Source organism: Streptomyces sp. NPDC096048, assembly GCF_044763415.1.
Lineage (GTDB): Bacteria > Actinomycetota > Actinomycetes > Streptomycetales > Streptomycetaceae > Streptomyces.
Genome location: NZ_JBIWGG010000004.1, coordinates 138,674 through 161,088, shown reverse-complemented (window position 1 = coordinate 161,088; position 22,415 = coordinate 138,674). Strand labels below are relative to the sequence as shown.

At 73.2% G+C, this 22,415-nt stretch carries 24 protein-coding genes and 1 pseudogene; 13 read left to right on the top strand and 12 right to left on the bottom strand.

All coding sequences use genetic code 11. The features are described from left to right. The first annotated feature begins 236 nt into the window (after positions 1 to 236). Positions 237 to 638 (top strand): SseB family protein, encoded by a 402-nt coding sequence (locus ACIQ6R_RS11825; protein ID WP_404184173.1) that lies wholly within the window; start codon positions 237 to 239, stop codon positions 636 to 638. Here the strand turns inward: ACIQ6R_RS11825 and ACIQ6R_RS11820 are convergent. Further along, entirely contained in the window at positions 635 to 1,042 is a 408-nt protein-coding gene (locus ACIQ6R_RS11820) for a MarR family winged helix-turn-helix transcriptional regulator (protein WP_404184176.1), read from the bottom strand. The two genes, ACIQ6R_RS11825 and ACIQ6R_RS11820, sit on opposite strands and share 4 nt — an antisense overlap. Positions 1,043 to 1,248: 206 nt before the next feature. Here ACIQ6R_RS11820 and ACIQ6R_RS11815 point away from each other — a divergent pair, with 206 nt between their 5' ends. The 5 genes from ACIQ6R_RS11815 to ACIQ6R_RS11795 all read left to right on the top strand — a co-directional run bounded on the left by ACIQ6R_RS11815 (position 1,249) and on the right by ACIQ6R_RS11795 (position 3,867). Continuing rightward, complete coding sequence (locus ACIQ6R_RS11815; protein ID WP_404220519.1) at positions 1,249 to 1,536, top strand: ArsR family transcriptional regulator; 288 nt, start codon at positions 1,249 to 1,251, stop codon at positions 1,534 to 1,536. A gap of 171 nt (positions 1,537 to 1,707) precedes the next feature. After that, positions 1,708 to 2,172, top strand: a complete 465-nt coding sequence (locus tag ACIQ6R_RS11810; RefSeq protein WP_404220517.1) for a fluoride efflux transporter FluC — start codon at positions 1,708 to 1,710, stop codon at positions 2,170 to 2,172. Continuing rightward, entirely contained in the window at positions 2,169 to 2,558 is a 390-nt protein-coding gene (locus tag ACIQ6R_RS11805) for a DUF190 domain-containing protein (RefSeq protein ID WP_404184185.1), read from the top strand. The genes ACIQ6R_RS11810 and ACIQ6R_RS11805 overlap by 4 nt, the downstream gene beginning before the upstream one ends. Further along, positions 2,555 to 2,929, top strand: a complete 375-nt coding sequence (gene crcB, locus ACIQ6R_RS11800) for a fluoride efflux transporter CrcB (protein ID WP_404220515.1) — start codon at positions 2,555 to 2,557, stop codon at positions 2,927 to 2,929. Before ACIQ6R_RS11805 ends, crcB begins: the two co-directional genes overlap by 4 nt. 101 nt (positions 2,930 to 3,030) lie before the next feature. Continuing rightward, complete coding sequence (locus ACIQ6R_RS11795; protein WP_404184191.1) at positions 3,031 to 3,867, top strand: undecaprenyl-diphosphate phosphatase; 837 nt, start codon at positions 3,031 to 3,033, stop codon at positions 3,865 to 3,867. 54 nt (positions 3,868 to 3,921) lie between these two features. On the opposite strand, the gene ACIQ6R_RS11790 is transcribed toward ACIQ6R_RS11795, so the two are convergent. Next, positions 3,922 to 4,980, bottom strand: coding sequence for a fatty acid desaturase family protein (locus ACIQ6R_RS11790; protein ID WP_404220513.1), 1,059 nt, complete (start codon positions 4,978 to 4,980; stop codon positions 3,922 to 3,924). A 200-nt stretch (positions 4,981 to 5,180) separates the two neighbouring features. Here ACIQ6R_RS11790 and ACIQ6R_RS11785 point away from each other — a divergent pair, with 200 nt between their 5' ends. The 3 genes from ACIQ6R_RS11785 to ACIQ6R_RS11775 all read left to right on the top strand — a co-directional run bounded on the left by ACIQ6R_RS11785 (position 5,181) and on the right by ACIQ6R_RS11775 (position 7,964). Further along, positions 5,181 to 5,858, top strand: a complete 678-nt coding sequence (locus ACIQ6R_RS11785; RefSeq protein WP_404184655.1) for a FadR/GntR family transcriptional regulator — start codon at positions 5,181 to 5,183, stop codon at positions 5,856 to 5,858. A 53-nt stretch (positions 5,859 to 5,911) separates the two neighbouring features. Continuing rightward, positions 5,912 to 6,928 (top strand): asparaginase, encoded by a 1,017-nt coding sequence (locus tag ACIQ6R_RS11780; RefSeq protein WP_404221345.1) that lies wholly within the window; start codon positions 5,912 to 5,914, stop codon positions 6,926 to 6,928. A gap of 112 nt (positions 6,929 to 7,040) precedes the next feature. Then, positions 7,041 to 7,964 (top strand): glutaminase, encoded by a 924-nt coding sequence (locus ACIQ6R_RS11775; protein ID WP_404184197.1) that lies wholly within the window; start codon positions 7,041 to 7,043, stop codon positions 7,962 to 7,964. An 18-nt stretch (positions 7,965 to 7,982) separates the two neighbouring features. On the opposite strand, the gene ACIQ6R_RS11770 is transcribed toward ACIQ6R_RS11775, so the two are convergent. Beyond that, positions 7,983 to 9,164, bottom strand: a complete 1,182-nt coding sequence (locus tag ACIQ6R_RS11770) for a D-alanyl-D-alanine carboxypeptidase family protein (protein ID WP_404184200.1) — start codon at positions 9,162 to 9,164, stop codon at positions 7,983 to 7,985. Positions 9,165 to 9,280: 116 nt separating this feature from the next. Beyond that, entirely contained in the window at positions 9,281 to 10,420 is a 1,140-nt protein-coding gene (gene rho, locus ACIQ6R_RS11765; RefSeq protein ID WP_404220511.1) for a transcription termination factor Rho, read from the bottom strand. A 410-nt stretch (positions 10,421 to 10,830) separates the two neighbouring features. Between rho and ACIQ6R_RS11760 the strand changes: the two genes are divergently transcribed. Next, entirely contained in the window at positions 10,831 to 11,556 is a 726-nt protein-coding gene (locus ACIQ6R_RS11760) for a class I SAM-dependent methyltransferase (RefSeq protein WP_404220509.1), read from the top strand. A gap of 18 nt (positions 11,557 to 11,574) precedes the next feature. Here ACIQ6R_RS11760 and ACIQ6R_RS11755 read toward each other — a convergent pair whose 3' ends face one another. The 7 genes and pseudogenes from ACIQ6R_RS11755 to ACIQ6R_RS11725 all read right to left on the bottom strand — a co-directional run bounded on the left by ACIQ6R_RS11755 (position 11,575) and on the right by ACIQ6R_RS11725 (position 16,916). Beyond that, on the bottom strand, positions 11,575 to 12,318 hold the full coding sequence (locus ACIQ6R_RS11755) for a GntR family transcriptional regulator (protein ID WP_404184209.1): 744 nt from the start codon (positions 12,316 to 12,318) through the stop codon (positions 11,575 to 11,577). Between the two features lie 142 nt (positions 12,319 to 12,460). Next, positions 12,461 to 12,816: pseudogene (locus tag ACIQ6R_RS11750) on the bottom strand (serine hydrolase); the annotation flags it as partial. A gap of 174 nt (positions 12,817 to 12,990) precedes the next feature. Beyond that, positions 12,991 to 13,959, bottom strand: a complete 969-nt coding sequence (locus ACIQ6R_RS11745) for an acetylxylan esterase (RefSeq protein ID WP_404184212.1) — start codon at positions 13,957 to 13,959, stop codon at positions 12,991 to 12,993. A 193-nt stretch (positions 13,960 to 14,152) separates the two neighbouring features. Further along, positions 14,153 to 14,737: a hypothetical protein gene (locus ACIQ6R_RS11740; RefSeq protein ID WP_404220507.1), complete on the bottom strand. Its 585-nt coding sequence runs from the start codon at positions 14,735 to 14,737 to the stop codon at positions 14,153 to 14,155. A gap of 233 nt (positions 14,738 to 14,970) precedes the next feature. Then, the gene (locus ACIQ6R_RS11735; RefSeq protein ID WP_404220505.1) at positions 14,971 to 15,747 is read right to left on the bottom strand and encodes a ferredoxin reductase; all 777 of its coding nucleotides are present in this window, start codon (positions 15,745 to 15,747) and stop codon (positions 14,971 to 14,973) included. Further along, positions 15,740 to 16,345 carry a sulfite oxidase-like oxidoreductase gene (locus ACIQ6R_RS11730; RefSeq protein WP_404184221.1) on the bottom strand — a complete coding sequence of 202 codons (606 nt, stop codon included), beginning with the start codon at positions 16,343 to 16,345 and terminating at the stop codon, positions 15,740 to 15,742. The genes ACIQ6R_RS11735 and ACIQ6R_RS11730 overlap by 8 nt, the downstream gene beginning before the upstream one ends. Positions 16,346 to 16,439: 94 nt before the next feature. Next, positions 16,440 to 16,916 (bottom strand): MarR family winged helix-turn-helix transcriptional regulator, encoded by a 477-nt coding sequence (locus ACIQ6R_RS11725; RefSeq protein WP_404221342.1) that lies wholly within the window; start codon positions 16,914 to 16,916, stop codon positions 16,440 to 16,442. A 151-nt stretch (positions 16,917 to 17,067) separates the two neighbouring features. Between ACIQ6R_RS11725 and ACIQ6R_RS11720 the strand changes: the two genes are divergently transcribed. Both ACIQ6R_RS11720 and ACIQ6R_RS11715 read left to right on the top strand, forming a co-directional pair. After that, positions 17,068 to 18,171, top strand: a complete 1,104-nt coding sequence (locus ACIQ6R_RS11720; protein WP_404220503.1) for a hypothetical protein — start codon at positions 17,068 to 17,070, stop codon at positions 18,169 to 18,171. A 172-nt stretch (positions 18,172 to 18,343) separates the two neighbouring features. Then, positions 18,344 to 19,177 carry a putative protein N(5)-glutamine methyltransferase gene (locus ACIQ6R_RS11715; RefSeq protein ID WP_404220501.1) on the top strand — a complete coding sequence of 278 codons (834 nt, stop codon included), beginning with the start codon at positions 18,344 to 18,346 and terminating at the stop codon, positions 19,175 to 19,177. Between the two features lie 13 nt (positions 19,178 to 19,190). Here the strand turns inward: ACIQ6R_RS11715 and ACIQ6R_RS11710 are convergent, their stop codons facing one another. Then, positions 19,191 to 21,275 carry a SpoIIE family protein phosphatase gene (locus tag ACIQ6R_RS11710; RefSeq protein ID WP_404220498.1) on the bottom strand — a complete coding sequence of 695 codons (2,085 nt, stop codon included), beginning with the start codon at positions 21,273 to 21,275 and terminating at the stop codon, positions 19,191 to 19,193. Positions 21,276 to 21,518: 243 nt separating this feature from the next. Here ACIQ6R_RS11710 and ACIQ6R_RS11705 point away from each other — a divergent pair, with 243 nt between their 5' ends. Next, positions 21,519 to 22,400: a hypothetical protein gene (locus ACIQ6R_RS11705; RefSeq protein ID WP_404220496.1), complete on the top strand. Its 882-nt coding sequence runs from the start codon at positions 21,519 to 21,521 to the stop codon at positions 22,398 to 22,400. Positions 22,401 to 22,415 lie beyond the last annotated feature (15 nt).

Below are 22,415 nucleotides of genomic sequence, written 5' to 3'. Positions count from 1 at the left end.
CGCAGATGCCGTGACGGGCCCGGTTCGCCACCCGCGCGGGCCTGTTCGGCACGCTGCGTGGGGGACGTGCCGAGGTCGGAGACGGGGTCTTCCCGACCGCATCCGACCGAATTCGATCGCCGCAGCGCCGGGCGCCGAACAGGATTGCGCCCTGGCCGATCGGGTACGCGAGGCTGGACCGCTCCTGTGCCGATCATCGGGGCGGGCCCCACCACCGCCGCTACCAGGGATCTGCCATGGAAACACCCGCGAACGACAACACCGTCTCGCCCGCCCAGCGGGCGCTGGACGCACTTGCCGAGAACACCGAGGACACGACGGCACTCGACACGCTCGCGAGCAGTGACGTCCTCGTCCCGGTGCCCGACGACGCGAACGACCAGGACGCCGCCGACCCCGGGATGCTGGCACTGCCGGTGCTGGAACAGCAGGGCGGCCGCCAGGTGGTGCCCGTGTTCACCTCGGAGCTGGAGATGGCCGGCCTGCTGCCGTACGTCTCCCGCTACCGCATGGTGCCGCTGGGCGCCCTCGCCGCGCAATGGCCGGCCGACGACCTGTCCCTGTCCATCGACGCGGGCTCGGAGCACCGCCTCACGCTCACGTCGGACGGCGTGCGCACCCTGCTGGCCCGTCCCTAGGGACGGGGTTCCTCCTCGCCGCCGAGCATGCGGGCCAGCGCGGCCCGCTGCAGCGGCAGTACCTCGCTGTGCAGGTCCCGGCCGCCGCGCGTCAGGGCGACGTACACACCGCGCCGGTCCTCCGCGCACATCGAGCGCTCCACCAGCCCGTCCTTCTCCAGCCGGGCGATGAGCCGGGACAGCGCGCTCTGGCTCAGATGGACCCGGCCGACCAGGTTCTGCACCCGGCACTGGGCGCCCTCCTCGGGCGTCTCGGTCGCGAGGATGTCGAGCACCTCGAAGTCGCTCGCGCCCAGACCGTGCGGGTGCAGCACACGGTCGATCTCGCACATCGTGCGCGCGTGCACCGAGAGAATCTCCCGCCACCGCTCCTCGAGCCGCGCACCGGCCGTCTTGACTGCCATACCTGCACGGTAACACCGAAACGCACGTTCAATGCCTGTGCAACTAGTGCGCGCGCAAGGAACGGCGCCGAGGAGATCACCCACCGGCTCGCTCACACCGGACGAGGCGGCCCGGAACCGGACAACGCGCCGGATTCCCGGACAGCTGGCCCCCGGCAGCGGGACAGTGGAACGACACGGGCGGGCCCGGACGGAGGGAGGACGGGATGCTGAGGACTCCCGTGCACGGAACGCGTCTCGACATCCTGGAGTGGCTCAAGGATCCGGCCGCCCACTTCCCCCCGCGGCACCACGCCGACGTCCTCGCGCACGGCGTCCGCGTGGACCTCGTCGCCGCGAAGCTCGGCGTGTCCCACCGGGCGGCCGGGACCCACCTCGACCTGCTGGCGAGCATCGGGCTGCTCCGCACCAGCAGGGTCCGCCGCCGGACGTACTACCGACGCGACGGGGTGCGGATCGCCGAGGTGGCGCGGATGTTCGAGAAGGGCTGGTAGGGCCCGAAGTGACCCGGTCACCACCCGGCGTTAAGCTGACCGTCAGCCGTGGCCGGGTGCGCGCGGCGCGGCGGTGGGGCCCGCCGTACCCGAACCGCGGCGGACGCCGCCAACGGTCCCTACTTGCGATCGGGGGCATCCCCCTGCCCGGCGAGTAGGAGAGGCACGACCGTGACAGCCCCGAAGACCGAGAGTTTCGACGGTGTCCGAGCCGTCGCCCCGAGAGGGCCGCGATGGCGTGCCCAGGCACCGGTCGTCGCGGTCGTGGCCCTCGGCGGCGGTACCGGCGCCGCCGCCCGCTACGCGGCCCAGCTGGGGTGGCCGGCCCAGACCGGCGGGTTCCCCTGGACGACGCTCTGGGTCAATGCCGCCGGCTGCGCCGTGATCGGCGTGTTCATGGTGGTCATCACCGACGTGTGGGCAGCCCACCGTCTGGTGCGGCCCTTCTTCGGGACGGGCGTTCTCGGGGGCTTCACCACCTTCTCGACCTACGCCGTCGACGGCCGGGACCTGTTCGCCGACGGCCAGGTCCGTACGGGCCTGGCCTACCTCGCCGCGACCCCGCTCGCGGCACTCACGGCGGTGTGCCTCGCCGCGTGGGCGACCCGCCGCGTCCTGAAGTGGAGGCAGCCATGACGAGACTGACCGGCAGCGCACTGCGCGTCACCGTCTTCGTCGGCGAGAACGACACCTGGCACCGGCGCCCCCTGTACTCGGAGATCGTCCACCGGGCCCACGCGGCGGGCCTCGCGGGCGCCAGTGTCTTCCGCGGTGTCGAGGGCTTCGGCGCCTCCTCACTGATCCACACCACGCGGCTGCTGTCCCTGAGCGAGAACCTGCCGGTGGCCGTCGTCATCGTCGACACGGAGGAGCGGGTACGGGCCTTCCTGCCGCGGCTCGACGAACTCGTCACCGAGGGCCTGGTCATCCTCGACGACTGCGAGGTCATCAGGTACGTCGGCCGGCACGGAACACCCGCCGCGGACGACGCGACGGACACGAAGGGTGAGAGGTCGTCGTGAACTGGCTGCTGGTCGTGGCGGGCGGCATGGTCGGTGCCCCGTTTCGCTACCTCACCGACCGCGCGGTGCAGTCCCGGCACGCTTCGGTTTTCCCCTGGGGCACCTTCACGGTGAACGTCGTCGGCTGTCTGGTGCTGGGCCTGCTGACCGGCGCGGCACTCGCCGGAGCCGCGGGCTCCGACCTGCGGCTCCTGCTCGGGACCGGGCTCTGCGGTGCCCTCACGACGTACTCGACCTTCTCCTACGAGACGCTCCGGCTGACCGAGACGGGCGCACGCCTCCTGGCCGCCGTGAACGTGGCGGCGAGTGCGGCGGCCGGCCTGGGGGCGGCATTCGCGGGGGTGACACTGGCCGACGCGCTCTGGGGCTGACGCGGGGCACCGACCCGGGTGTAGTAGGACTGGCCGTCGGAGGTCCGGCTCCGCCACGACTGTCGCCCTCGCGTCCGCAGCCCCGAGCAGAACGGAAACCCATGAGCGTCATCAGCATCGGTCAGGCCGTCGTCCTCGGAGCCGTCGAGGGGGTCACCGAGTTCCTTCCGGTCTCCTCCACCGGTCACCTCAAGATCGTCGAGGGACTGATGGGCATCCCCGTCGACGACGACGCCGTCATCGGGTTCTCGGCGGTCATCCAGGTCGGTGCCATCGCCGCCGTGCTGGTCTACTTCTTCAAGGACATCGCGCGGATCCTCTCCGCCTGGGTGCGCGGGCTGACCGACCGTGAGGAGCGCTACCACCACGACTACAAGTTCGCCTGGTGGGTCATCTTCGCGACGATCCCGATCGTGCTCGTGGGCCTGGCCGCCAAGCCGCTGATCAAGGGACCGCTCGCCTCGCTGTGGGTGGTCGCCGGCTCGCTGATCGTCGGCAGCGGCGTGATGTGGGTGGCGGACCGCACGGGGCGGCACAAGAGGGGTGAGGACGACACCTCGTTCAAGGACGCGATGCTGGTCGGCGGCTCCCAGATCCTCGCCCTGCTCTTCCCGGGCTTCTCCCGCTCCGGGGCCACCATGTCCACCGCCCTGCTGCTCGACCTCGACCGGGTGGCCGCCACGCGGCTCTCCTTCTTCCTCGGCATCCCGGCCCTGACCGGCGCCGGGCTGTACGAGCTGAAGGACGCCCTGGGAACAGGGGCGGGCGCGGCCCCCCTGGCGGTCGGCACCCTCGTCTCGTTCGTGGTCGCCTACGCCTCGATCGCCTGGCTGCTGAAGTTCGTCGCCAAGCACTCCTTCAACGCCTTCGTCATCTACCGGATCGCGGTCGGCGTCCTGCTCTTCGGGCTGCTCGGCGCGGGCGTGCTGCACAGCTGACCGCCGCGCCGCGCAGTCGACCGCCGTGCGCCGAGACGCGGCCCGCACCACGTCTCAGTGGGCGTCGCGCAGCGGCTCCCCGACGCTCCTGAGGTGCCGCAGCGCCTCGCGGTGCGAGGCGAGCAGGCCCGTCTGGTAGTACGGGACGCCCAGTTCGGCGCAGTACCGCTCGGTGATGACCTGGGCCCTGCCGAGGGCGGGTGTCGGCATGCTGGGGAAGAGGTGGTGCTCGATCTGGTAGTTGAGGCCGCCCATGAAGGCGTCGACGAACACGCCGCCCCGCACATTGCGGGAGGTGAGGACCTGGCGGCGCAGGAAGTCGAGCCGCGTGCCCTCCTCGATCATCGGCATGCCCTTGTGGTTGGGAGCGAAGACCGACCCGAGGTAGATCCCGAACAGCCCCTGGTGCACGGCGATGAACGCGAGCGCCTTGCCGGGGGAGAGGACCGTGAACAGGCCGCCGAAGTACAGGGCGAAGTGGGCGACGAGGAGTGTGCCCTCCAGCACCGGCCGCTTCATGGAAGGGGTGCGCAGCGCCTTGAAGCTGCTGAAACTCAGATTGAGGCCTTCCAGCGTCAGCAGCGGGAAGAACAGGGCGGCCTGGTGTTTCCCGACGAAGCGGGGAAGCCCCTGGGCCGTGCTCGCCTGGCGCCGTGACCACACCAGGATGTCGGGGGAGACGTCCGGGTCCTTTTCCTCGTGGTTGGGATTGGCGTGGTGGCGCGTGTGTTTGTTCATCCACCAGCCGTAGCTCATGCCCAGCAGCAGGTTCGCCACCAGGAGACCGCCGATCTCGCTGGGACGCCGGCGCGAGAAGACCTGCCGGTGCGCGAGGTCGTGGGCGGCCAGCCCGAGCTGGCCGAAGACGACGGCCAGCGCGACGGCGACGAACAGCTGGCTCCAGCTGTTCCCCAGCGTGACGAAGGCGGCGACACCGCCCGCGAGCGCGAGGGCGACGGCACCGAAACGCACCGTGTAATAGAGCGGGCGGCGCCGGAGCAGCCCCTCGGCGGCTATACGCCGTGAGAGTTCGGAAAAGTCGCTTCCCTTTTCGCGTCCCTTTTCCTGTTCGCGCGTGGGCAGGCTCTCGATGAGCACCGTTGGAATTGCCATGTACCTCAGTATGTGAACGGTGCCCCGGCCGCAGAATGACGTCTGCCACCCGAAGCGGGGTGTGGCTAGCCCCACCTCCGTCCCCGCGGTCCTCCCTTGACAGCCTTCCCGCCGACCCGCAGGATCGGCACGTGATCCTGTCAGACAGCCAGACAGCTACCGGCACGACGGGCGGTCCGGTCCCGCGGCGCGTCAGTGCCATGGAAGCGGTGCTCGGCCACCTCCGCGGCGCCATCGAGCGCGGTGAGTACGCGATCGGCGACAAGCTCCCCGCCGAGGCGGAGCTGTGCCGCACCCTGGAGGTGTCCCGGCCGGTACTCCGCGAGGCCCTGCGCGCCCTGCAGACCATGGGGCTGACCGTCTCCAGGACCGGCAAGGGCACCTTCGTCGTCGCCAGTGCCGTCGAGGACCCCACCTTCGGCGACTACACGGCCGGTGACCTGCTGGAGGTGCGCCGCCACGTCGAGATCCCGGTGGCCGGCTACGCGGCCCGCCGCCGCACCCCGGAGCACCTCGACCGTCTCGCCCACCTCCTGGACCGCATGGAGCGGGAGACGGACACCACCGTGTGGGTCGCGATGGACACCGTTTTCCACCTCACCGTGGCCGAGGCCGCCCAGAACCCGGTCTTCCGCCGGGTCATCGAGGAGATCCGCGACGCGCTGGCCCGCCAGTCCGCCTTCCTCAACGAACTGGGCGGCCGGCGCGAACAGTCCGACCGGGAGCACCGGGCCATCGTCGAGGCACTGCTCGACGGCAGCGACCACGACGCGGAAGAGGCCATGGCCCACCATCTCGACCGCGTCGAGACCACCCTCACCGACATCGTGCGCCCCACCCGCGCGGACACCCCCACGGAAGGCGCACCCGAGGCGTGAGCGAGCACCGACCGCCCCGGGCGACCGCGCCGGCCCCCGACCCCCAGGCAGTGATGTACAGCAATTCCCCCGCGGACCCACCCCCCATCCGCGAACCCCGCCACGCACCCGTCGCCCACCTGGTACGCGGCGGCGTCGTCGAGGGCGTCCACCACGGCTCCGTCGTCGTCCTCGCCCCGGACGGAGAGATACGGCTCCGGCTCGGCGACATCGAGGCCGCCTGCTACCCGCGCTCCGCGCTCAAGCCGGTCCAGGCCGTCGCCATGGTCCGCGCCGGTCTGCCGCTGGACGGCGAGCTGCTCTCGCTCGCCGCCGCCAGCCACTCGGGCGAGGAACGCCACCTCGCCGGCGCCCGGCGCGTCCTCGAACTCGCCGGACTCGCGGAGAGCGACCTGCGCAACATCCCCGACCTGCCCTTCGACCCGGTCGTCCGGGACTCCTGGGTCAGGGCGGGCCGCCTCCCGTCCCGGCTCGCCCAGAACTGCTCCGGCAAGCACGCCGCCATGCTGTACACCTGTGTGCTCAACGGCTGGTCCCTGGACGACTACCTCGACCCCGGCCACCCGCTCCAGCAGGCGATCGCCGAGATCGTCGAGGACCTCACCGGGCAGCGCGTCGCCCGGGTGACCGTCGACGGCTGCGGCGCGCCGCTGTTCGCGATCTCCCTGCACGGTCTCGCCCGCGCCGCCGCCCGCCTCACCACCGCCGTCCCCGGCACCCCGGAGGCACGCGTGGCGGACGCGATGCGCGAGCACGCCGAGATGGCCTCCGGGTCCGGCCGGGACGTCGCCGCGCTGATGCGGGCCGTGCCCGGGCTGCTCGCCAAGGACGGCTTCGAGGGAGTCCAGGTCGTCGCCCTGCCCGACGGCGGTGCGATCGCCGTGAAGATAGCCGACGGCGCCGACCGGGCCCGCGTCCCGGTCGCCGCGGGGGCGCTCGCGCGGGCGGGTGTCGCCCCGCGGCTGCTCACGGAGTTCGCGGGCGAACCGCTGCTCGGGGGCGGGGAGCCGGTGGGACGCGTACGCCCGGTGCCCGCGCTGGACGCCGTTCCGCCCGCCTCGCGCGGGTAGTGCGCCGCCCGGCCGAGCGGACCACCGCCCTGCCGCGGCCGGAGAACCCGGCGGGCGGCGGCACCGCCGCCCGACCGCGCTCCGGGACCGGACCGGAGGAAGAATGGCGGGCATGAGTACGCGGACGACCTTCCAGCCGGTCCTGGAGCGCATCGCCGAGGAGATCGAGCGGACCCCCGGCAGCGGCCGGCCCGCCGACTACATCCCGGCGCTCGCCGCCTGCGACCCGCGCCGCTTCGGCATGGCCGTCGCCGAGCCGGACGGCACGGTGTACGGGGTGGGGGACTGGCGGGAGCCGTTCTCCGCGCAGTCCATCACCAAGGTCTTCACCCTCGCCCTCGATCTGTCCCGCGAGGGCGACGCGCTCTGGGAGCACGTGGGCCGCGAACCGTCCGGCAACCCGTTCAACTCCCTGGTGCAGCTGGAGTACGAGAACGGCATCCCGCGCAACCCGTTCATCAACGCGGGCGCCCTCGTCGTCACCGACCGGCTGCACACCCGTACCGGGGACGCGGCGGGCGAACTGCTCGCCTTCCTGCGCGCGGAGAGCGGCAACCCGGACCTGACCTACGACGAGGAGGTCGCCGCCTCCGAGTCCGCGCACGGCGACCGGAACGCCGCCCTCGGCCACTTCATGGCGTCGTACGGCAACATCGACAATCCCGTGCCCGTCCTGTTGGAGCAGTACTTCCGTCAGTGTTCCGTCGCCGCCTCCTGCGCGGACCTCGCCCTGGCGACCGGGTTCCTGGCCCGGCACGGCATCCGCGCGGACGGCACCCGGCTGCTGAGCCGCAGCCAGGCCAAGCAGGTCAACGCGGTGATGCTGACCTGCGGGACGTACGACGCGGCCGGCGACTTCGCCTACCGGGTGGGCCTGCCGGGCAAGAGCGGGGTCGGCGGCGGCATCATCGCGGTGGTGCCGGGCCACTGCACGCTGTGCGTGTGGGGCCCGGGCCTGGACGAGCGGGGCAACTCGGTGGCCGGGGTGGCGGCGCTGGACCGCTTCACGACGCTCACGGGCCTGTCGGTCTTCTGAGCGGCTGCCCGAACGACGTCAACTGTCCTGGACCCGCACCAGTTTGAGTCGCAGGGCCAGTGCCATGGCCCAGGCGCCGAGCCCGGCGACGCCCAGGATCGCACCGGTCTCCGGCCAGCCCGGCTCGTTCCGCGACGGCCGCACCGCCGCGACCGACGCGGGCACGGCCTCCGGGCCCGGCCGTGGCCGGGCGCCCGCGGGTGCCAGCGAGCCCACCGGGTCGACGTGCCCGGCCGCCTCGAATCCCCAGTCGAGCAGTGAGCGGGCCTCCTCGTACACGGCGTGGCCGCCGCCTTCCTGCGGGTTCATCACGGTCACCACCAGGGTCCGCCCGTCACGGCGGGCGGCGGCGATCAGGGTGTGCCCGGCGTTGCTGGTGTAGCCGTTCTTGACGCCGATCAGCCCCGGGTACCGCTCCACGCCGTCCGCTCCGGTGAGCAGCCGGTTGGTGTTGATGATCCCGTACGAGTCGCCGTTCCGGCCGGGGAACATCGCGTCGACCTTGGCGCAGTACCGTGCGAAGTCCGGGTTGCGCAGCCCCGCCCGGCCGAAGACCGCCAGGTCGTACGCCGACGACACCTGGCCCGGCGCGTCGTAGCCGTCGGGTGAGCGCACGTGGGTGTCGCGGGCGCCGAGGGCGCGGGCCTCGGCCTGCATCCGGGCGGCCGTGGCGCTCCAGCCGCCGGTGAGCGAGGCGAGGACGTGCACGGCGTCGTTGCCGGAGTTGAGGAAGACGCCGTTCCACAGGTCGGAGACCCGGTATGTGTGGCCCTCGACGACACCGACCAGGCTGCTGCCGGGGCCGATGCCGGTCAGCTCGCCCGCGCTCACCTCGTGGCGGATGCCGCCCGGCAGGACCGGCAGCACCGTGAGAGCGAACAGGGTCTTGAGGGTGCTGGCCGGCGGCAGCTTGCGATGCGCGTCGTGTGCCGCCAGCACGTCGCCGGTGCCGGCGTCGGCGACCACCCAGGACAGCGCGGAGACATCGGGGACCCCGGGAGCTCCTGGGCGGGGCCGGACCTGCGTACCGGAGCGGTACAGCATCGCCGGCTGCTCGGCCGCGGCCCGTGGCCCGCCGGGCGGGCCGGGGTCCGGCCGCGCCGCACGGGCGGCCCCGGCGGCGGGCATGAGCGTGAGCAGCCCTGCCACACAGAGCACGCAGGTGGATCGAGCCGCCCGGGATGAGAAACCGATAGTCATATCGCAAACGTAGGAACGGACCCCCGGACCGCCACGCTGCCCGGGCCGAGTCGCGCTCGTAAGCACCCGGATGCCGTAGGGGCGGCCGGGCGGGCCTTGTCGGCCGGCGCGCGGTGTCAGTCGGCGGGCAGCGTCGGCTGGACGCGGCGCAGGAACGTGGCGTTGTCCGGCGTCTGGCGCATTCGCTCCAGCAGCGTCTCCAGGCCGGACTGCCCGTCCCGGGACCCCAGGGCGCGCCGCAGTCCGCGTACGGCGGTCGACTCGGCGGCGGACAGCAGGAGTTCCTCGCGGCGGGTGCCGGAGCCGGTCATGTCCACGGCCGGGAAGACCCGGCGGGAGGCGAGGTCCCGGCTCAGCCGCAGCTCCATGTTGCCGGTGCCCTTGAGCTCCTCGAAGTAGAAGTCGTCGGCACGCGAGCCGGTCTCCACCAGGGCGGTGGCGAGGATGGTGAGGGAACCGCCCTCCTCCGCCGCCCGGGCGGCACCGAAGAACCGCTTCGGCCCGAGCAGCGCCCCGGCGTCGACACCGCCGCTGAGCGTACGGCCGCCGGAGGAGGCGGCGTTGTTGTGCGCCCTGCACAGCCGCGTGAGGGAGTCGAGGAGGATGACGACGTCCTCACCGGCCTCGACCAGGCGCTTGGCCCGCTCGATCACGAGCTCGGCGAGCGCGATGTGCTGCTTGGCGCTCTGGTCGAAGGTCGAGGAGTACACCTCGCCCCGTACGGACCGGCGCATGTCGGTGACCTCCTCGGGCCGCTCGTCGAGCAGCACCACCATCAGGCGGGAGTCGGGGTGGTTGCCGGCGACGGCGGCGGCGAGCTGCTGGAGGAGGACGGTCTTGCCGGTCTTCGGCGGGGCCACGATCAGGCCGCGCTGGCCCTTGCCGACCGGGGCGATCAGATCGGCGACCCGCCCGGTCAGGCCGGCCGCCGGGTGTTCGAGGCGCAGGCGCTCGTGCGGGTGCAGTGGCGTCAGATCACGGAAGTGCCGTCGGCCGCCGTGCCGGTCGGGAGTGCGGCCGTTGACGCGGACGACGTCGGTCAGGGTGCGCCGGTCACCGCGCACGCCCTCGACCAGGTCGCCCTTGCGCAGGCCGTGACGGCGGATCAGCGCGGGGGAGAGGGCGAGGTCGGACGGCTCGGGCCGGAGGCTGCTGCCCCTCAGGTGCCCCTTCCCGCCCGCGTCGATGTCGAGGACACCGTTCGCGATCTCGGCCGGGGACTGCTGGACAGGGGGGCGTTCGAGTGTGGTGGTCATGGTGTTCGGTCCTTTCGAGGACACGGGCATGGCTCATGCGGAAGGAAGGAAGGAAGGAAGGAAGGGGGGAAGCCGTGCGAGGGGTCGGACGACACGCCTCCGGACGGCGGGAACAGCACCTCGGGTACGGCGGGGAAAGACCCTGCTGACGAGGTTGTGCTGAGAAGTGGACGCGCCGGTCGTACAAGGACGGACGGGCGGGTCGGCGAACCGAAGGGAAACTGGCACCGGCGCCCCAGGGGGCGTACACAAGTGCTGACCACACCGTACCACGGGAAGTGGTGAAGCAGCGGTCTCGCTCGCCGACTCCTGGCCCGCCACGCCGCGGCAGCTCTGCCGGAGGCTGCTCACGGTGCCGCGGGAGCGGCGCGCCCCCACCGGCCCCGCCGGGCAGCCTCTAGGCTGACCCGATGTTCAGCCCCGAAGGCCCCACCCTGCGCGAACTCGCCGTCCAGGCACTGTCGTCGGTCGAGCGCGGCTACGACCTGCTCGCCCCGAAGTTCGAGCACACCCCGTACCGGACGCCGGACCGGGTGCTCGACGCCGTGGCCAGGGCACTGGAGCCGATGGGGCCGTTCGGCGCCGGACTCGACCTGTGCTGCGGTACCGGCGCGGGAGTGGACGTACTGGCCCGGTTGTGCCGGGAGCGCGTGACCGGGGTCGACTTCAGTGCGGGCATGCTGGAGGTCGCGCGGGGGCGCGTCGGGCCCGAGGGGCCGGCGGTCTCCTGGGTGCGCGCGGACGCCCGTGCCCTGCCGTTCGGTCCCGAGTTCGACCTCGTGGTCAGCTTCGGGGCGTTCGGGCACTTCCTGCCCCGTGAACTGCCGGGCCTGTTCACCCAGGTGCGCTCCGTACTGCGACCGGGCGGCTGCTTCGCCTTCCCCGTCGTCGCGCCACCGAGGCCCGGTTCCCGCGGCTACTGGACGCTGCTCGGCTTCGACGCGGTGATGCGCGCGCGCAACGCGCTGTGGCGGCCGCCGTTCGTCATGTACTACCGGACGTTCCGGCTCGGGGGCGTGGGCCGGGAACTGGCCCGCGCCGGCTTCCGGACGGACCTGCACGCCCTGCCGGAGTTCGGGCGCCGGCCCGACGGCAGCCCGCGCGTCCGGATGGTCGTGGCCCGGCGGCTGCCCTGACGGCGGCCACGGACGGGGTCAGCCGGCCGCCGGGAGGGTGAACTCGTAGACCAGCGCGTCCTGTCGGGCGTCCACGAGGAGGTCCGTGATCTCCAAAGGCCGGGCGTACTGGTCGTGCACCCGCCGGACGACCCGCACCGACGGCGTGTCCGCGAGGCGGCTGATGGTGTCGCGGTGATGCAGGGTCAGGCCCGCCCGGCGCATCCAGTCGTAGGCCCGCCGCAGTTCCGCCGAGGCGGTGCCGTCGGCGCGGTCGCGGTACCGGGCCAACTCCTCGACCTCGGCGAGCGCCACGGCGGAGAACGAGGTCACGGCGGTCCGCCGGCCGGTTCCGTCGGCGGTCGCGGACAGGTAGCGGTGCATCAGGGTCGGCCGGCCCGGCGCCAGCCCCAGCGCCGCGGCATGCTCCGGCGGCGGAGCCTCCCAGGTCACGGTGGCGCGGTCGCCGGTGCACGGCTCCGCGGTCCGGGCGCCGACCGGGAAGGTGAGGGACGCCGGGCTCTGTGCCGGCGGGCCGGGCAGGGCGGCGTGACTGCCCCGCCGGTCGGTGGCGAGCAGCCCGTCCCGGCGCAGCACCTCCAGGGCCTGCCGTACGGTCTCCCGGCTCACCCCGAAATGGTCGGCCAGCCGGCGTTCGCCCGGTAGTCGTGCGCCCGGTGGGACGGTCCCGTCGCGCAGCTCGCCGAGCAGCTGAACGGCCACCCGCCGGTAGAGGGGCTGTGCGTCGGTGAGGGGGTGGTCGTGCGGGGTGGTGCGGGCCATGCCGCGCCCTCCTGTTTGGTGACGTGCGGTAGCCGTGCGGGCTCGGTGCGCCACCAGAACTATCATTGGTCTAAACCAACCGGGAAGGGTGGTCCGCCGGTTCGGCCGAAACCTCCCCGCGCGTCGACCGTCCGTCGCCCCTTCACACGGCGCCGTACAGCGCGTCCACCAGTGCCGTCTGCCGCGGGTCGTCGGCGATGTGCGGCCCGTGCGGTTCATGACCCAGCCCAGCGACACCCCGGCGTCCGGGTCCGCCGGACCGCACGAGCCGCCGAACCCGTCGTGTCCGAAAGCCAGCGGATCGGGGCCGTGGGAGCCGCTGAGCCGCAGCCCCAGCCCCGCTTCGGTCTCGTGCGCGAAGCCGGCGCCGAGGGCGAGGTCGCGGCAGGCGCCCTGTCCCTCACGCACCCGCTCGGCGGCTTCCCGGGACAGCGCGCGGGGGCCGTCGTGCGAGCCCGGGCCCGCGAGGATCCCGTACAGCGCGGCGACCGCCCGCGCCGCGCGACGGTGTGGTCCGGCGCGCCGAGCGCACCGACTGGTCGGACTGGGCGGAAAGCCCGCCGACCCGGACGTGGCGGGATCGCGACGAGGCGACCGGGCGGGCGACCGGGCGGGCGGGCGGGCGGACGGGCGGTGGGACGGGCGGACGGGCGGGCAGCCGGACGGGCGGGCTCAGAGGTGCGTGCGCAGCCAGCGCAGTTTGGCCGCCTCCTGGAAGGGCCCGCCGCCCTCGTGGTCGTTGAAGTCGTACACCTCTATCGCCTTCTCGTCGTGGGCCCAGGCGTTGAACGCCGCGAAGACGGTCGACGGCGGGCAGGTCTGGTCCTCCAGGGCCGCCGAGAACAGGGCGGGTGCCCGGCCGCGCGCCGCGAAGTGCACGCCGTCGAAGTAGGACAGGGTGCGCAGCGCCTCCTCGGTGCGGCCGCGGTGGGTCTTGAGGTACAGGCCGATCTCCCGGTAGGGGTGCCGGTCGGTGAGCGTGGTCGCGCGCGGGAAGTCGCAGAGGAACGGCACGTCCGGCGCGACGGCCGTGAGGTCGGGCACCAGGCCGCCCACGGCGATCGTGATGCCGCCGCCCTGGCTGCCGCCGAGGACGACCGTGCGTGCCGGGTCGGTCAGCGGGTGGGAGCGGGCCGCCTCGACCGCGCGCACGGCGTCGGTGAAGACGCGGCGGTAGTAGTAGTTCTCGGGGGCGTCCAGGCCGCGGGTCATGAAGCCCGGGTACGCGGGCGTGCCGCCGACGGGGTCCGCCGTCCCGCCACCGCCGCCCCAGGCGCTGCCCTGGCCGCGGGTGTCCATCACGAAGTGGGCCCGGCCCGTGGACGCCCACAACAGGTGCTCGTGCGGCAGCCCGCGCCCGCCGCCGTACCCGACGAACTCCACGACCAGCGGCAACGGCTCCTCCGCCGCGGCCGGCAGGATCAGCCAGCCCTTCACCGGGTGACCGCCGAACCCGGCGAACGTCACGTCGTGCACCCGCACCGTGGACAGTTGCGTGTCGACCGGTTCGAAGCGGGCGTCCAGGGCGTGCGCCCGGGCTTCTTCCAGCGTCTTGCTCCAGAACGCGTCGAAGTCCTCGGGCTCGGCCGACACGCTGCGGTAGGCGCGCAGTTCTTCGAGCGGTAGGTCGAACAGGGCCATCGAGAACCGCCTTTGCGGGGAGACAGGGCCGGGCCGTACGAGTGTTCACACCGTACGTGAGTGATCGGAGGTCTCGCCAGAGCGTTGGCGGACAGACCACCGTCCTGACCTGCGGTTCGACGGATCGAACATCGGCAAGCGCCACGCTGGAGCCCCCGGGTTGGGGCCAGGTGGTCGGATCACCCGCGTCCCGTCAGGCCCGGCGGTGTGTCCACTGGGGCTCGGTGAGGGCCCAGTCGCGCTCCCACTCGGCCAGCCGGCGCCGGAGGGCCACCCTGCGCACGACGCAGTGTGCGAGGAGCACCGTGAGCGCCGCCCCCGCGGTGGTGCACACGCCGATCGTGACGGTGTGCTGCCAGACCGCGGAACCGTCCGTCGGCGGCGGTACGCTCCTGCCCCGGGAGTCCAGCCACACGTCGACCGCGTCACCGTGCCGGGTGCCGGTCGGGACACGGGTCGTGGTGCTCCGTTCGGCGCCGTCCGGCGTGCTCCAGCGGACGGTCGCACGGTACGAGTGCTGCCCGCCGGCCTGCACCGACGGCAGCGTGTCGGGAGTCCGGCCGACCACCTCGGCGCTGACGCGGTGCCGCTCCGCGCGCTGCTCCGCCGCGACCGACTGGGCCTGGCCGTGGGCCCACCAGGCCGTGGCGGATCCGAGCAGCGGTGCCCCCACGATCAGCAGGACCGCGACGACCAATGCGGTCCACGCCTCGACGACGTCCGACCGGCGACGCAGCGGATTGCGCCGCAAGCGCCAGCCGCGCACCCGGGTTCGCATGTCGACCTCCTCGCGATCACAGCGACCGGAGGGCCGGGCGGACGGCCGTATGTGAGAGCGGGGGCCGCCTTGTCTCCGCGTCGCGCCACGCGTGCGAGTGCCCGCACAGGTCTGGTACCCCGTTCGGCGCGCCTCGCTCACCATGTCGCCCACCCCGGAACGCCGGACGACTGCTCCGCACCGCGGACAGGTGCCCAGCGGTGCCCGGGGGAAACCGGGGCACCGGCCGTGGGTCAGCCGAAGCGTTCGATCCTGATCCGGTGCACCGGCTGACCGGCCGCCACCAGCAGCCGTGAGGCGTGCTCCGCGAAGGAGTTGGAGCCGCACACGTAGGCCTCCCAGCCGTCGGCGGGCGCTGCGGCCAGGAGCGGCGCCAGGTGCGCGGCCGTCATCCGGCCCACGGGTGTCCCGGCCGGCGCGTCGCGAGTGAAGACGGGAGTCGTCTCCGCGCCGAGTTCACGTGCGTAGATGAGTTCCTCGGGAGCGCGCGCGGACACCAGCAGGCGCAGCGGCACCGTCAGCCCCAGTGCCCGGTGGTGCCGCACCATCGACATCAGCGGTACCACGCCGGAGCCCGCGCCCAGCAGCAGGGCCGGCCGGTCGCCCGGCCAGGCGAAGAAGCCGCTCAGCGGGCCGCGTACCTCGATCCGGTCACCGGGCCGGGCGACCGTGTGGAACCAGCCGGACACCTCGCCGTCCTCGACGTGGTCGAGGGTCAGCTCGATGTGCCCGGAGTCGTCCGGCGCGGACGCCAGCGAGTAGTGGCGCTGGGCCACGTACCCGTCCTCGGCGGTCAGCCGCAGCATCAGGTGCTGGCCGGGCAGATGGCCCGCCCAGCCGGGTACGGCGAACCGGAAGGTCGACGCGCGGTGCGTCTCGCGGCGGATCTCCGTGAGGGTGGCGGTCTGCCACGTCCCGGCCGCCGGTCCGGTCACCTCGATGCGCCCGGGCACGGCGAACCGCGTCGGGGGAGTGAAGGACCCTGCCGTGTGCGTCGCCGTCTCAGTCACCGGAGTACCTCTGCTCCTCCCAGGGATTGCCGCGCGCGTGGTAGCCGTTCTGCTCCCAGAAGCCGGGCTCGTCGTGGTCGAGGAGCCGCAGACCCGCGATCCACTTGACGCTCTTCCAGAAGTACAGGTGCGGCACCACCAGCCGCGCCGGGCCGCCGTGCTCCGGGGCGAGCGGCTGCCCGTCGTACTCCCGCACGATCCAGGCGCGCCCGCCGGTCAGGTCCGCGAGCGGCAGGTTCGCGGTGTAGCCGGTGTGCGCGTAGGCGACGACGTGCGTGGCGGACGGCAGCGGGCGCACCGCCTCCAGGAAGGCGTCCAGGGACACGCCCCCGAACCGCACGCCGAACTTCGACCAGCCGGTCACGCAGTGGATGTCGCCCGAGTACGCCGACGACGGCAGCCGGTGCGCCCCTTCCCAGTCCCAGGTGCGGGGCTCGGCCACCAGCCCGCTCACGCGGAAGGTCCAGTCGGCGGGCGACACGTCGGGAGTGACCTCGGCGGACAGCACGGGCCAGTCGTCACCGGCGTCGTACTGGCCGGGCGGCAGCCCCGGCCGGGCGCCGCGCGGGCGCCCGGTGAAGCCTCGGGTGGTGTTCATGCGGTGGGGCCTTTCGGACCGCCGGGCGGGGATGTCCGCGGCGGGCGTGATCAGTGCGTACGCGGTCAACCGTACGTGCTCTCGGGGGCGGTCCTCAGCCCTGGTCCTCGCCGGGAGCGGCCTCCTGCCACGCGTTGTACCGCTCCAGATACGCGGCGAAGCGGACCAGGTCCTCCTCGGTCCAGTCGGCGAGCCGCTCCCGGAAGGCCGCCCGGCGGCTCTCGGTGACCTGGGCCAGGATGTGCCGTCCGGCCTCCGTCAGGTGCAGGACCTGGACGCGGTGGTCGTCCGGGTCGACGCGCCGCTCGACGAGTTCGGTGCGCTCCAGGGCGGACACCTGACGGCTGACGGTGGACTTGTCCAGGGCGTAGTGGGCGGCCAGGTCGGTGGCCCGGCAGCCGTCCCGCTCCTCCAGGTGACCGAGCAGCGTGTACGACACCAGCGACAGTTCGGGGTGCATGCGGCCCGCCGAGGCGCGGGCGCGGCGGGCGAAGGCCGTCATCTCCCGCTGGATGGCCTCCACGGCCTCCGCCGTGCGGCCGCCGGGGGTGACAGTGGTCTCATCGGGCATCTCGGCTGCCGTCACGGGTCCTCCTCCACATCGCTAGTTGTATAGTACAACTTGAAGATAGAGTTGTATAAGCCAACTACCTGGCCGTCCGTCCGGACCGCCCGGCCGACCAGCCGCCACCGCCGAAACCAGTCATTGGAGGATGTGAGCGATGAGGTCGCACGCCCTGCGCCATGTGCTCACGCACCTGATCACCCCGCTGCTGATGTGCATCGGGATGGGACTCGCGTACATGGGGGCCTTCGTCACCCCCGAGCCGAACCACCTGCCGGTCGCCGTCGTCGGTTCCGGACCCGAGGCGAAGGTGCTCGCCCAGTCGGTCAAGGACAGGGCCGGCGCCGACCTCGACGTACGGACCGTCGCCACCCGTGCCGACGCCGTCGACCTGCTGAAGGCGCGCGACATCACCGGCGCCTACGTGCCCGACGGAAAGGCGCCCGAGATCGTGGTGGCCACCGCCGCGTCCGATATGGGCGCCATGGCCGCGGAGAAGGTCTTCACCCCGCTGGCCGAACGGCAGGGCGTCCCGCTGAAGGTGACCGACGTGGCCACCCCGGTCGACGACGACCCCACCGGCCAGGGCCTGTTCTTCCTGCTGATCGCGGTCAGCATCGGCTCCTACGCCTCCGTGGCCGCCCTCGGTGCCGCCGGTGCCGCCCTGCCGATGCGCGTGCGGGCCCTGCTCACCCTCGGCGTCTCCGTCGTCGTCAGCGGGATCGGCGCCCTGCTCGCCGGGCCGGTGTTCCACCTCGCCCACCACGATCTCGCCGGCCTGTGGGGCATGGCCTGGCTCTACGCCGCGGGCATCCTGTTCATCGGAGTGGGCCTGCACACCTTCCTCAAGAGGTGGACCACGCTCGCCATGATGGTGCTGTTCGTGATGCTCAACTTCACCAGCTCCGGCGGTTTGTTCCGGCCCGAGCTGCAGAACGGCTTCTTCGGCACCCTGCACGCCTTCTGGAACGGCGCCGGGTTCGTCGAGGGCGCCCGCGGCCTGCTGTACTTCGACGGCGACGGACTGGGCCGCGGCGTCTGGACGCTGGTCGCCTGGCTGCTGCTCGGCCTCCTGGTGACGGCGGTCGCCGCCCTACGGGAGCGGGGCGGCACGGCACCGGCACCGGCCGCCCCCGCCAGGCACGCGAGGCCGAACGACCGGAAGGCGGTCCCCGCGGCGGAGGAGCGAGCGGTGGAGAACGCGGAGAAGAGGGCGGAGGAGGCGGCGGACGAAGAGGCCGAGGAGACCGTCGGCGTCTGATCGTTGGGGTAGTGTGACCGGCGGCCGAGGACAGTCCCGGCCGCCGGACGCCTGGGAGGTGAGACCCATTACCGCTGTGTCGGCCCGGGTGCTCTCACCTCACGGCAGTACGGTCCCCGCCGACGGGTGACCGGGAGAGCGCCCTTCGGTTCTCGAAAGGCTCTCGGCTTCCATGCCTCAGCTGTTCTCCACCTCCACGTCCACCTCTTCCCTTCCCTCCCCCTTCTCCGACTCGTTCCCCTCGCGTGACTCCGTCGTGGCCGCGCTCCGCGCCGCGGGCTGCGTCTTCGCCGAGGACGAGGCGGAACTGGTCCTGGGCGCCGCCCGCACCGCCGGGGAACTCATCGCCCTGGTGGGCCGCCGCGTCGCCGGCCTGCCCCTCGAACTCGTCCTGGGCTGGGCCGAGTTCCGGGGCCTGCGCATCGCCGTCACCCCCGGTGTCTTCGTGCCCCGCCGCCGTACCGAGTCCCTGGTGGCCGAGGCCCTCGCACACGCGCCGGACGCGGCCGTCGTCGTGGACCTGTGCTGCGGCTCCGGCGCCGTCGGTGCCGCCCTGGCCGCCGCGCTCGACCGGCCCGAGGTGCACGCCGCCGACGTCGACCCGGCCGCCGTGCGCTGCGCCCGCGGCAACCTCGCGGACGCCGGGGGCCGCGTGTACGCCGGTGACCTGTTCGACGCGCTGCCCGCGACGCTGCGCGGCCGGGTGGACATACTCGCGGCCAACGTGCCCTACGTGCCCACCGGCGAGGTCGCCCTGCTGCCCGCCGAGGCACGGGACCACGAGCCACTGGTCGCCCTCGACGGCGGCACCGACGGTCTGGAGGTGCTGCGCAGGGTCGCCGCCGAAGCGCCCCGCTGGCTGGCGTCCGGTGGCTGCCTGCTGGCCGAGACGAGCGAACGCCAGGCTCCGGCGGCCGTCGACGCCTTCACCCGCGCCGGCCTGACGACCCGCCTCTCGGTCTGCGAGGAGCTGCACGCACATGTGGTGATCGGCGTGCGGGAGTAGGCGCGCAGCCCCGCTAGGGCCCGTCCGGCGCCGTGGCCCGGGCGATCAGCAGGGCCACGTCGTCGGAGTTCTCCGGCTCGTGCAGTGTGCGCAGGAGCAGGTCGCAGACCTCCTCCAGCGGGCGGTCCGGGCCCTCCAGCAGGGCGAGGAGCGCGTCCAGCCGCTCGTCCAGCGGATGCCGGCGCGTCTCGACGAGACCGTCGGTGTAGAACACCAGCCGGTCGCCCGGCTCCAGATCGACCGTGGTGGTCGAGAAGGCGACGCCGCCCACTCCGAGCGGCACCCCGGTGGGCAGGTCCAGCAGCTCCGGCGGACGGCCGGCGCGCAGCCGGACCGGCGGCAGGTGCCCGGCGTTGGCGATCAGGCACTGCCGCCGGTGCGGGTCGTGGACCGCGTAGAGGCAGGTGGCGATGGCCTGGTCCAGGCCGGCCGTGGTCCGGTCGAGGTGACCGAGCAGGAAGGCGGGATCGAGGTCGAGGGCGGCCAGGGTGTTCGTCGCGGTGCGCAGCCGCCCCATGGAGGCCGCCGCCGCGATGCCGCTGCCCATCACGTCCCCCACCACGAGCGCGGTCTTGCAGTCCTCCAGCTCGATCACGTCGAACCAGTCGCCGCCGACCTCGCTGGTCGCCTCGGCGGGCTGGTAGCGGGAGGCGACCTCCAGCCCGCCCGTCACCGGGGGGTGGCTGGGCAGCAGGCTGCGCTGGAGGGTGAGGGCGGTGTCGCGGGCGTTCTGGTACCAGCGGGCGTTGTCGATCTGCACCGCCGCACGGACGGCCAGCTCCCGGGCCAGCAGCAGGTCGTCCTCGCCGAACGGCAGCGGGTTGCCGATCCGCTTGAGATCCAGGGCGCCCAGCACCTCGCCCCGCGCGATCAGCGGAACGGCCAGGTAGGAGTGCACACCCGCCCGGCGCAGCAGTTCGGTGGCCTCCGGTGAACGGGCGATACGCGGCAGGTCCTCCTCCGTCACCCGCTCCACCATCACCGGCCGGCCGGTGCGCACGCACTCGGTGACCAGGCGGTCCGGCCCGTACCGGGCGACCTGGCCGGGCGGATCGGCCGCCCGCAGTGCCTGCGGGGCGTCCTTCGCCTGCACGGCCAGGGCCCGGATCACCGCGGGCTCGGCAGGGCCCAGGGTGCTGCGGCGGCCCTTCACCACGGCCTCCAGCAGGTCCACGGCCGCGATGTCGGCGAGGTCCGGTACGGCCACGCCGGCCAGCTCGTGCGCGGTGCGGTCCAGCTCCAGCGTGGTGCCGATCCGCGCGGAGGCGTCGGCGACAGCGGCCAGCCGGCGCCGGGCGGCCTCGGCCTCGACGCCCGCCCGGTGCTGCTCGGTGACGTCCACGACCGAGACGGCCACGCCCAGTACGGCACCGACCGCGTCCTCCAGCCGGTACAGCGAGAGCGACCACGTGTGGTCCTCGTCCGGGTCGGCGGGGGTCCGCCCGGTCGCGGGCTGGCCGACGATCGGCCGTCCGGTCTCCAGCACCCGGCGCGCCGCCTCCTCCAGGGGGGCCGCTTCCACCAGGGGCAGCACCTCGCGGACCGTCCGGCCGAGGTGGTCCTCGGCGGTCATGCCGTTCATGGCCTCCAGGGACGGATTGACCGAGACGTACCGCAGCTCGGTGTCGAGGACGGCCAGCCCGATCGGGGACTGCCGGATCACCCGCGTGGACAGCGCCACGTCGTGCTCCAGCCGGCGCACGGTGGACCGGTCGACGGCGAGTCCCAGCGCGTAGACGTCCCCCCGGTCGTCCAGGAGGCGCATGTTGCGGAACTCCACCAACCGGGTGCCGCCGTCCTTGCGCCGGATGGGGAAGGCCCCGGCCCAGCTCTTGCCGGTCCTCATGACGTCGGCGAACAGCTTCACGACCAGGTCGAGGTGGCGTTCGTGGACCATGATGCGGGCGGCGTACTGCCCCAGCGCCTCCCGCGCCGTGTACCCGAACAGCTCCTCGGCCTGCGGGCTCCACAGCACGATCCGGCCCTCGGTGTCCAGCACGACCGAGGCCACGTTCAGCACGTCGAGCAGCCCGCTGGGCCGCACCGGGCCGCGCGGCGACGCGTCGCCCTCGAACCCGGCAGACCCGGCTGCACTCATCCCACGCCCCGCCTTCGCCGTTCCACGCGGCACGCCCTTTTGATGCCGACTCCCTTGTTCTACCGCGTTCCACCGCGCACAGGGCCGCTTCTCCGAGGCTCTGCCGTCTCCTTCCAGCATCACCCGGCACGGCGGCCCCCGCCGCACGGAGCGCGGCCGAGGTTGGTCTGTACATGACCGCACGGGCGGGACAGACTGTGCGCCGAGTGCGTACCGCCCCACCCCCCACCGAGGAGCCCGCCCATGCCCCTGCGCGCCCGGCAACGTTGTCACGCCGCCCTGACCGGACTCGCCGCCCTCGCCCTGGCCGTCGCACTCGCCGGTCCGGCCGCCTCGGCGGCGCCGGCCGCCGACACCTGGACCGAGGTGGGCTCCGACCGTGCCGACCCGCTGACCGAGAGCCAGGGCCTGGCCTCGGTCGAGGTCCCGGCCGGCAGTCCCAACCGCTACACGGGCATCGGCACCATCCCCCTGGGGCTCAGCAGCCGCGGCTGGAACCACGTCGGCGACCCCGATGCCTCCTACGACGGCCACTACGTCGAGCCCTACCAGCGGGACGACGGGAACACCAAGATGTTCCGCGTGCAGGCGCCGGACGGACGCTGGTCGGAGTACGTGCACACGCTGAGCCCCGGCGAGGCGCTGAACAACTCCTGGTCCGCGATCTCCCCGGACGGCCAGTGGATGCTGGCGGGCGAGTGGGGCACCATGAACCGGCTGCTGGTCTTCCCGACCCCCGGCGTCAACGCGAGCACCTCGCCCGCGGCGAACCTCCCGCAGGCGGCCACCGTCCACCTGGACCACGCCGTGCGCGACGTCCAGGGCTGCGACTTCCTGGACGCGACCACGCTGCTGTGCTCCTCCGACGACCCGGAGGGCGCCCTCTTCGGCATCACCAAGCCGCTGCTGCGCGTCGACCTGTCCGCAGCGCCGAACGGCACCGCGGACGTCACCGGCCACGTCACCGCCCTGCGGCAGCTGCCCCTGCGCAGCGCGTGCTCCGGCGACTTCGAGACGGAGGGCATCGACTACGACCGCCGTACCGGCACGCTGCGCGTGATCGTCGTGTCGCCGGGCTTCTGCGTGCTGACGGACAGCAAGACCTACCGCTTCACGCGGGGCTGACCCGTCCGCCGCCAC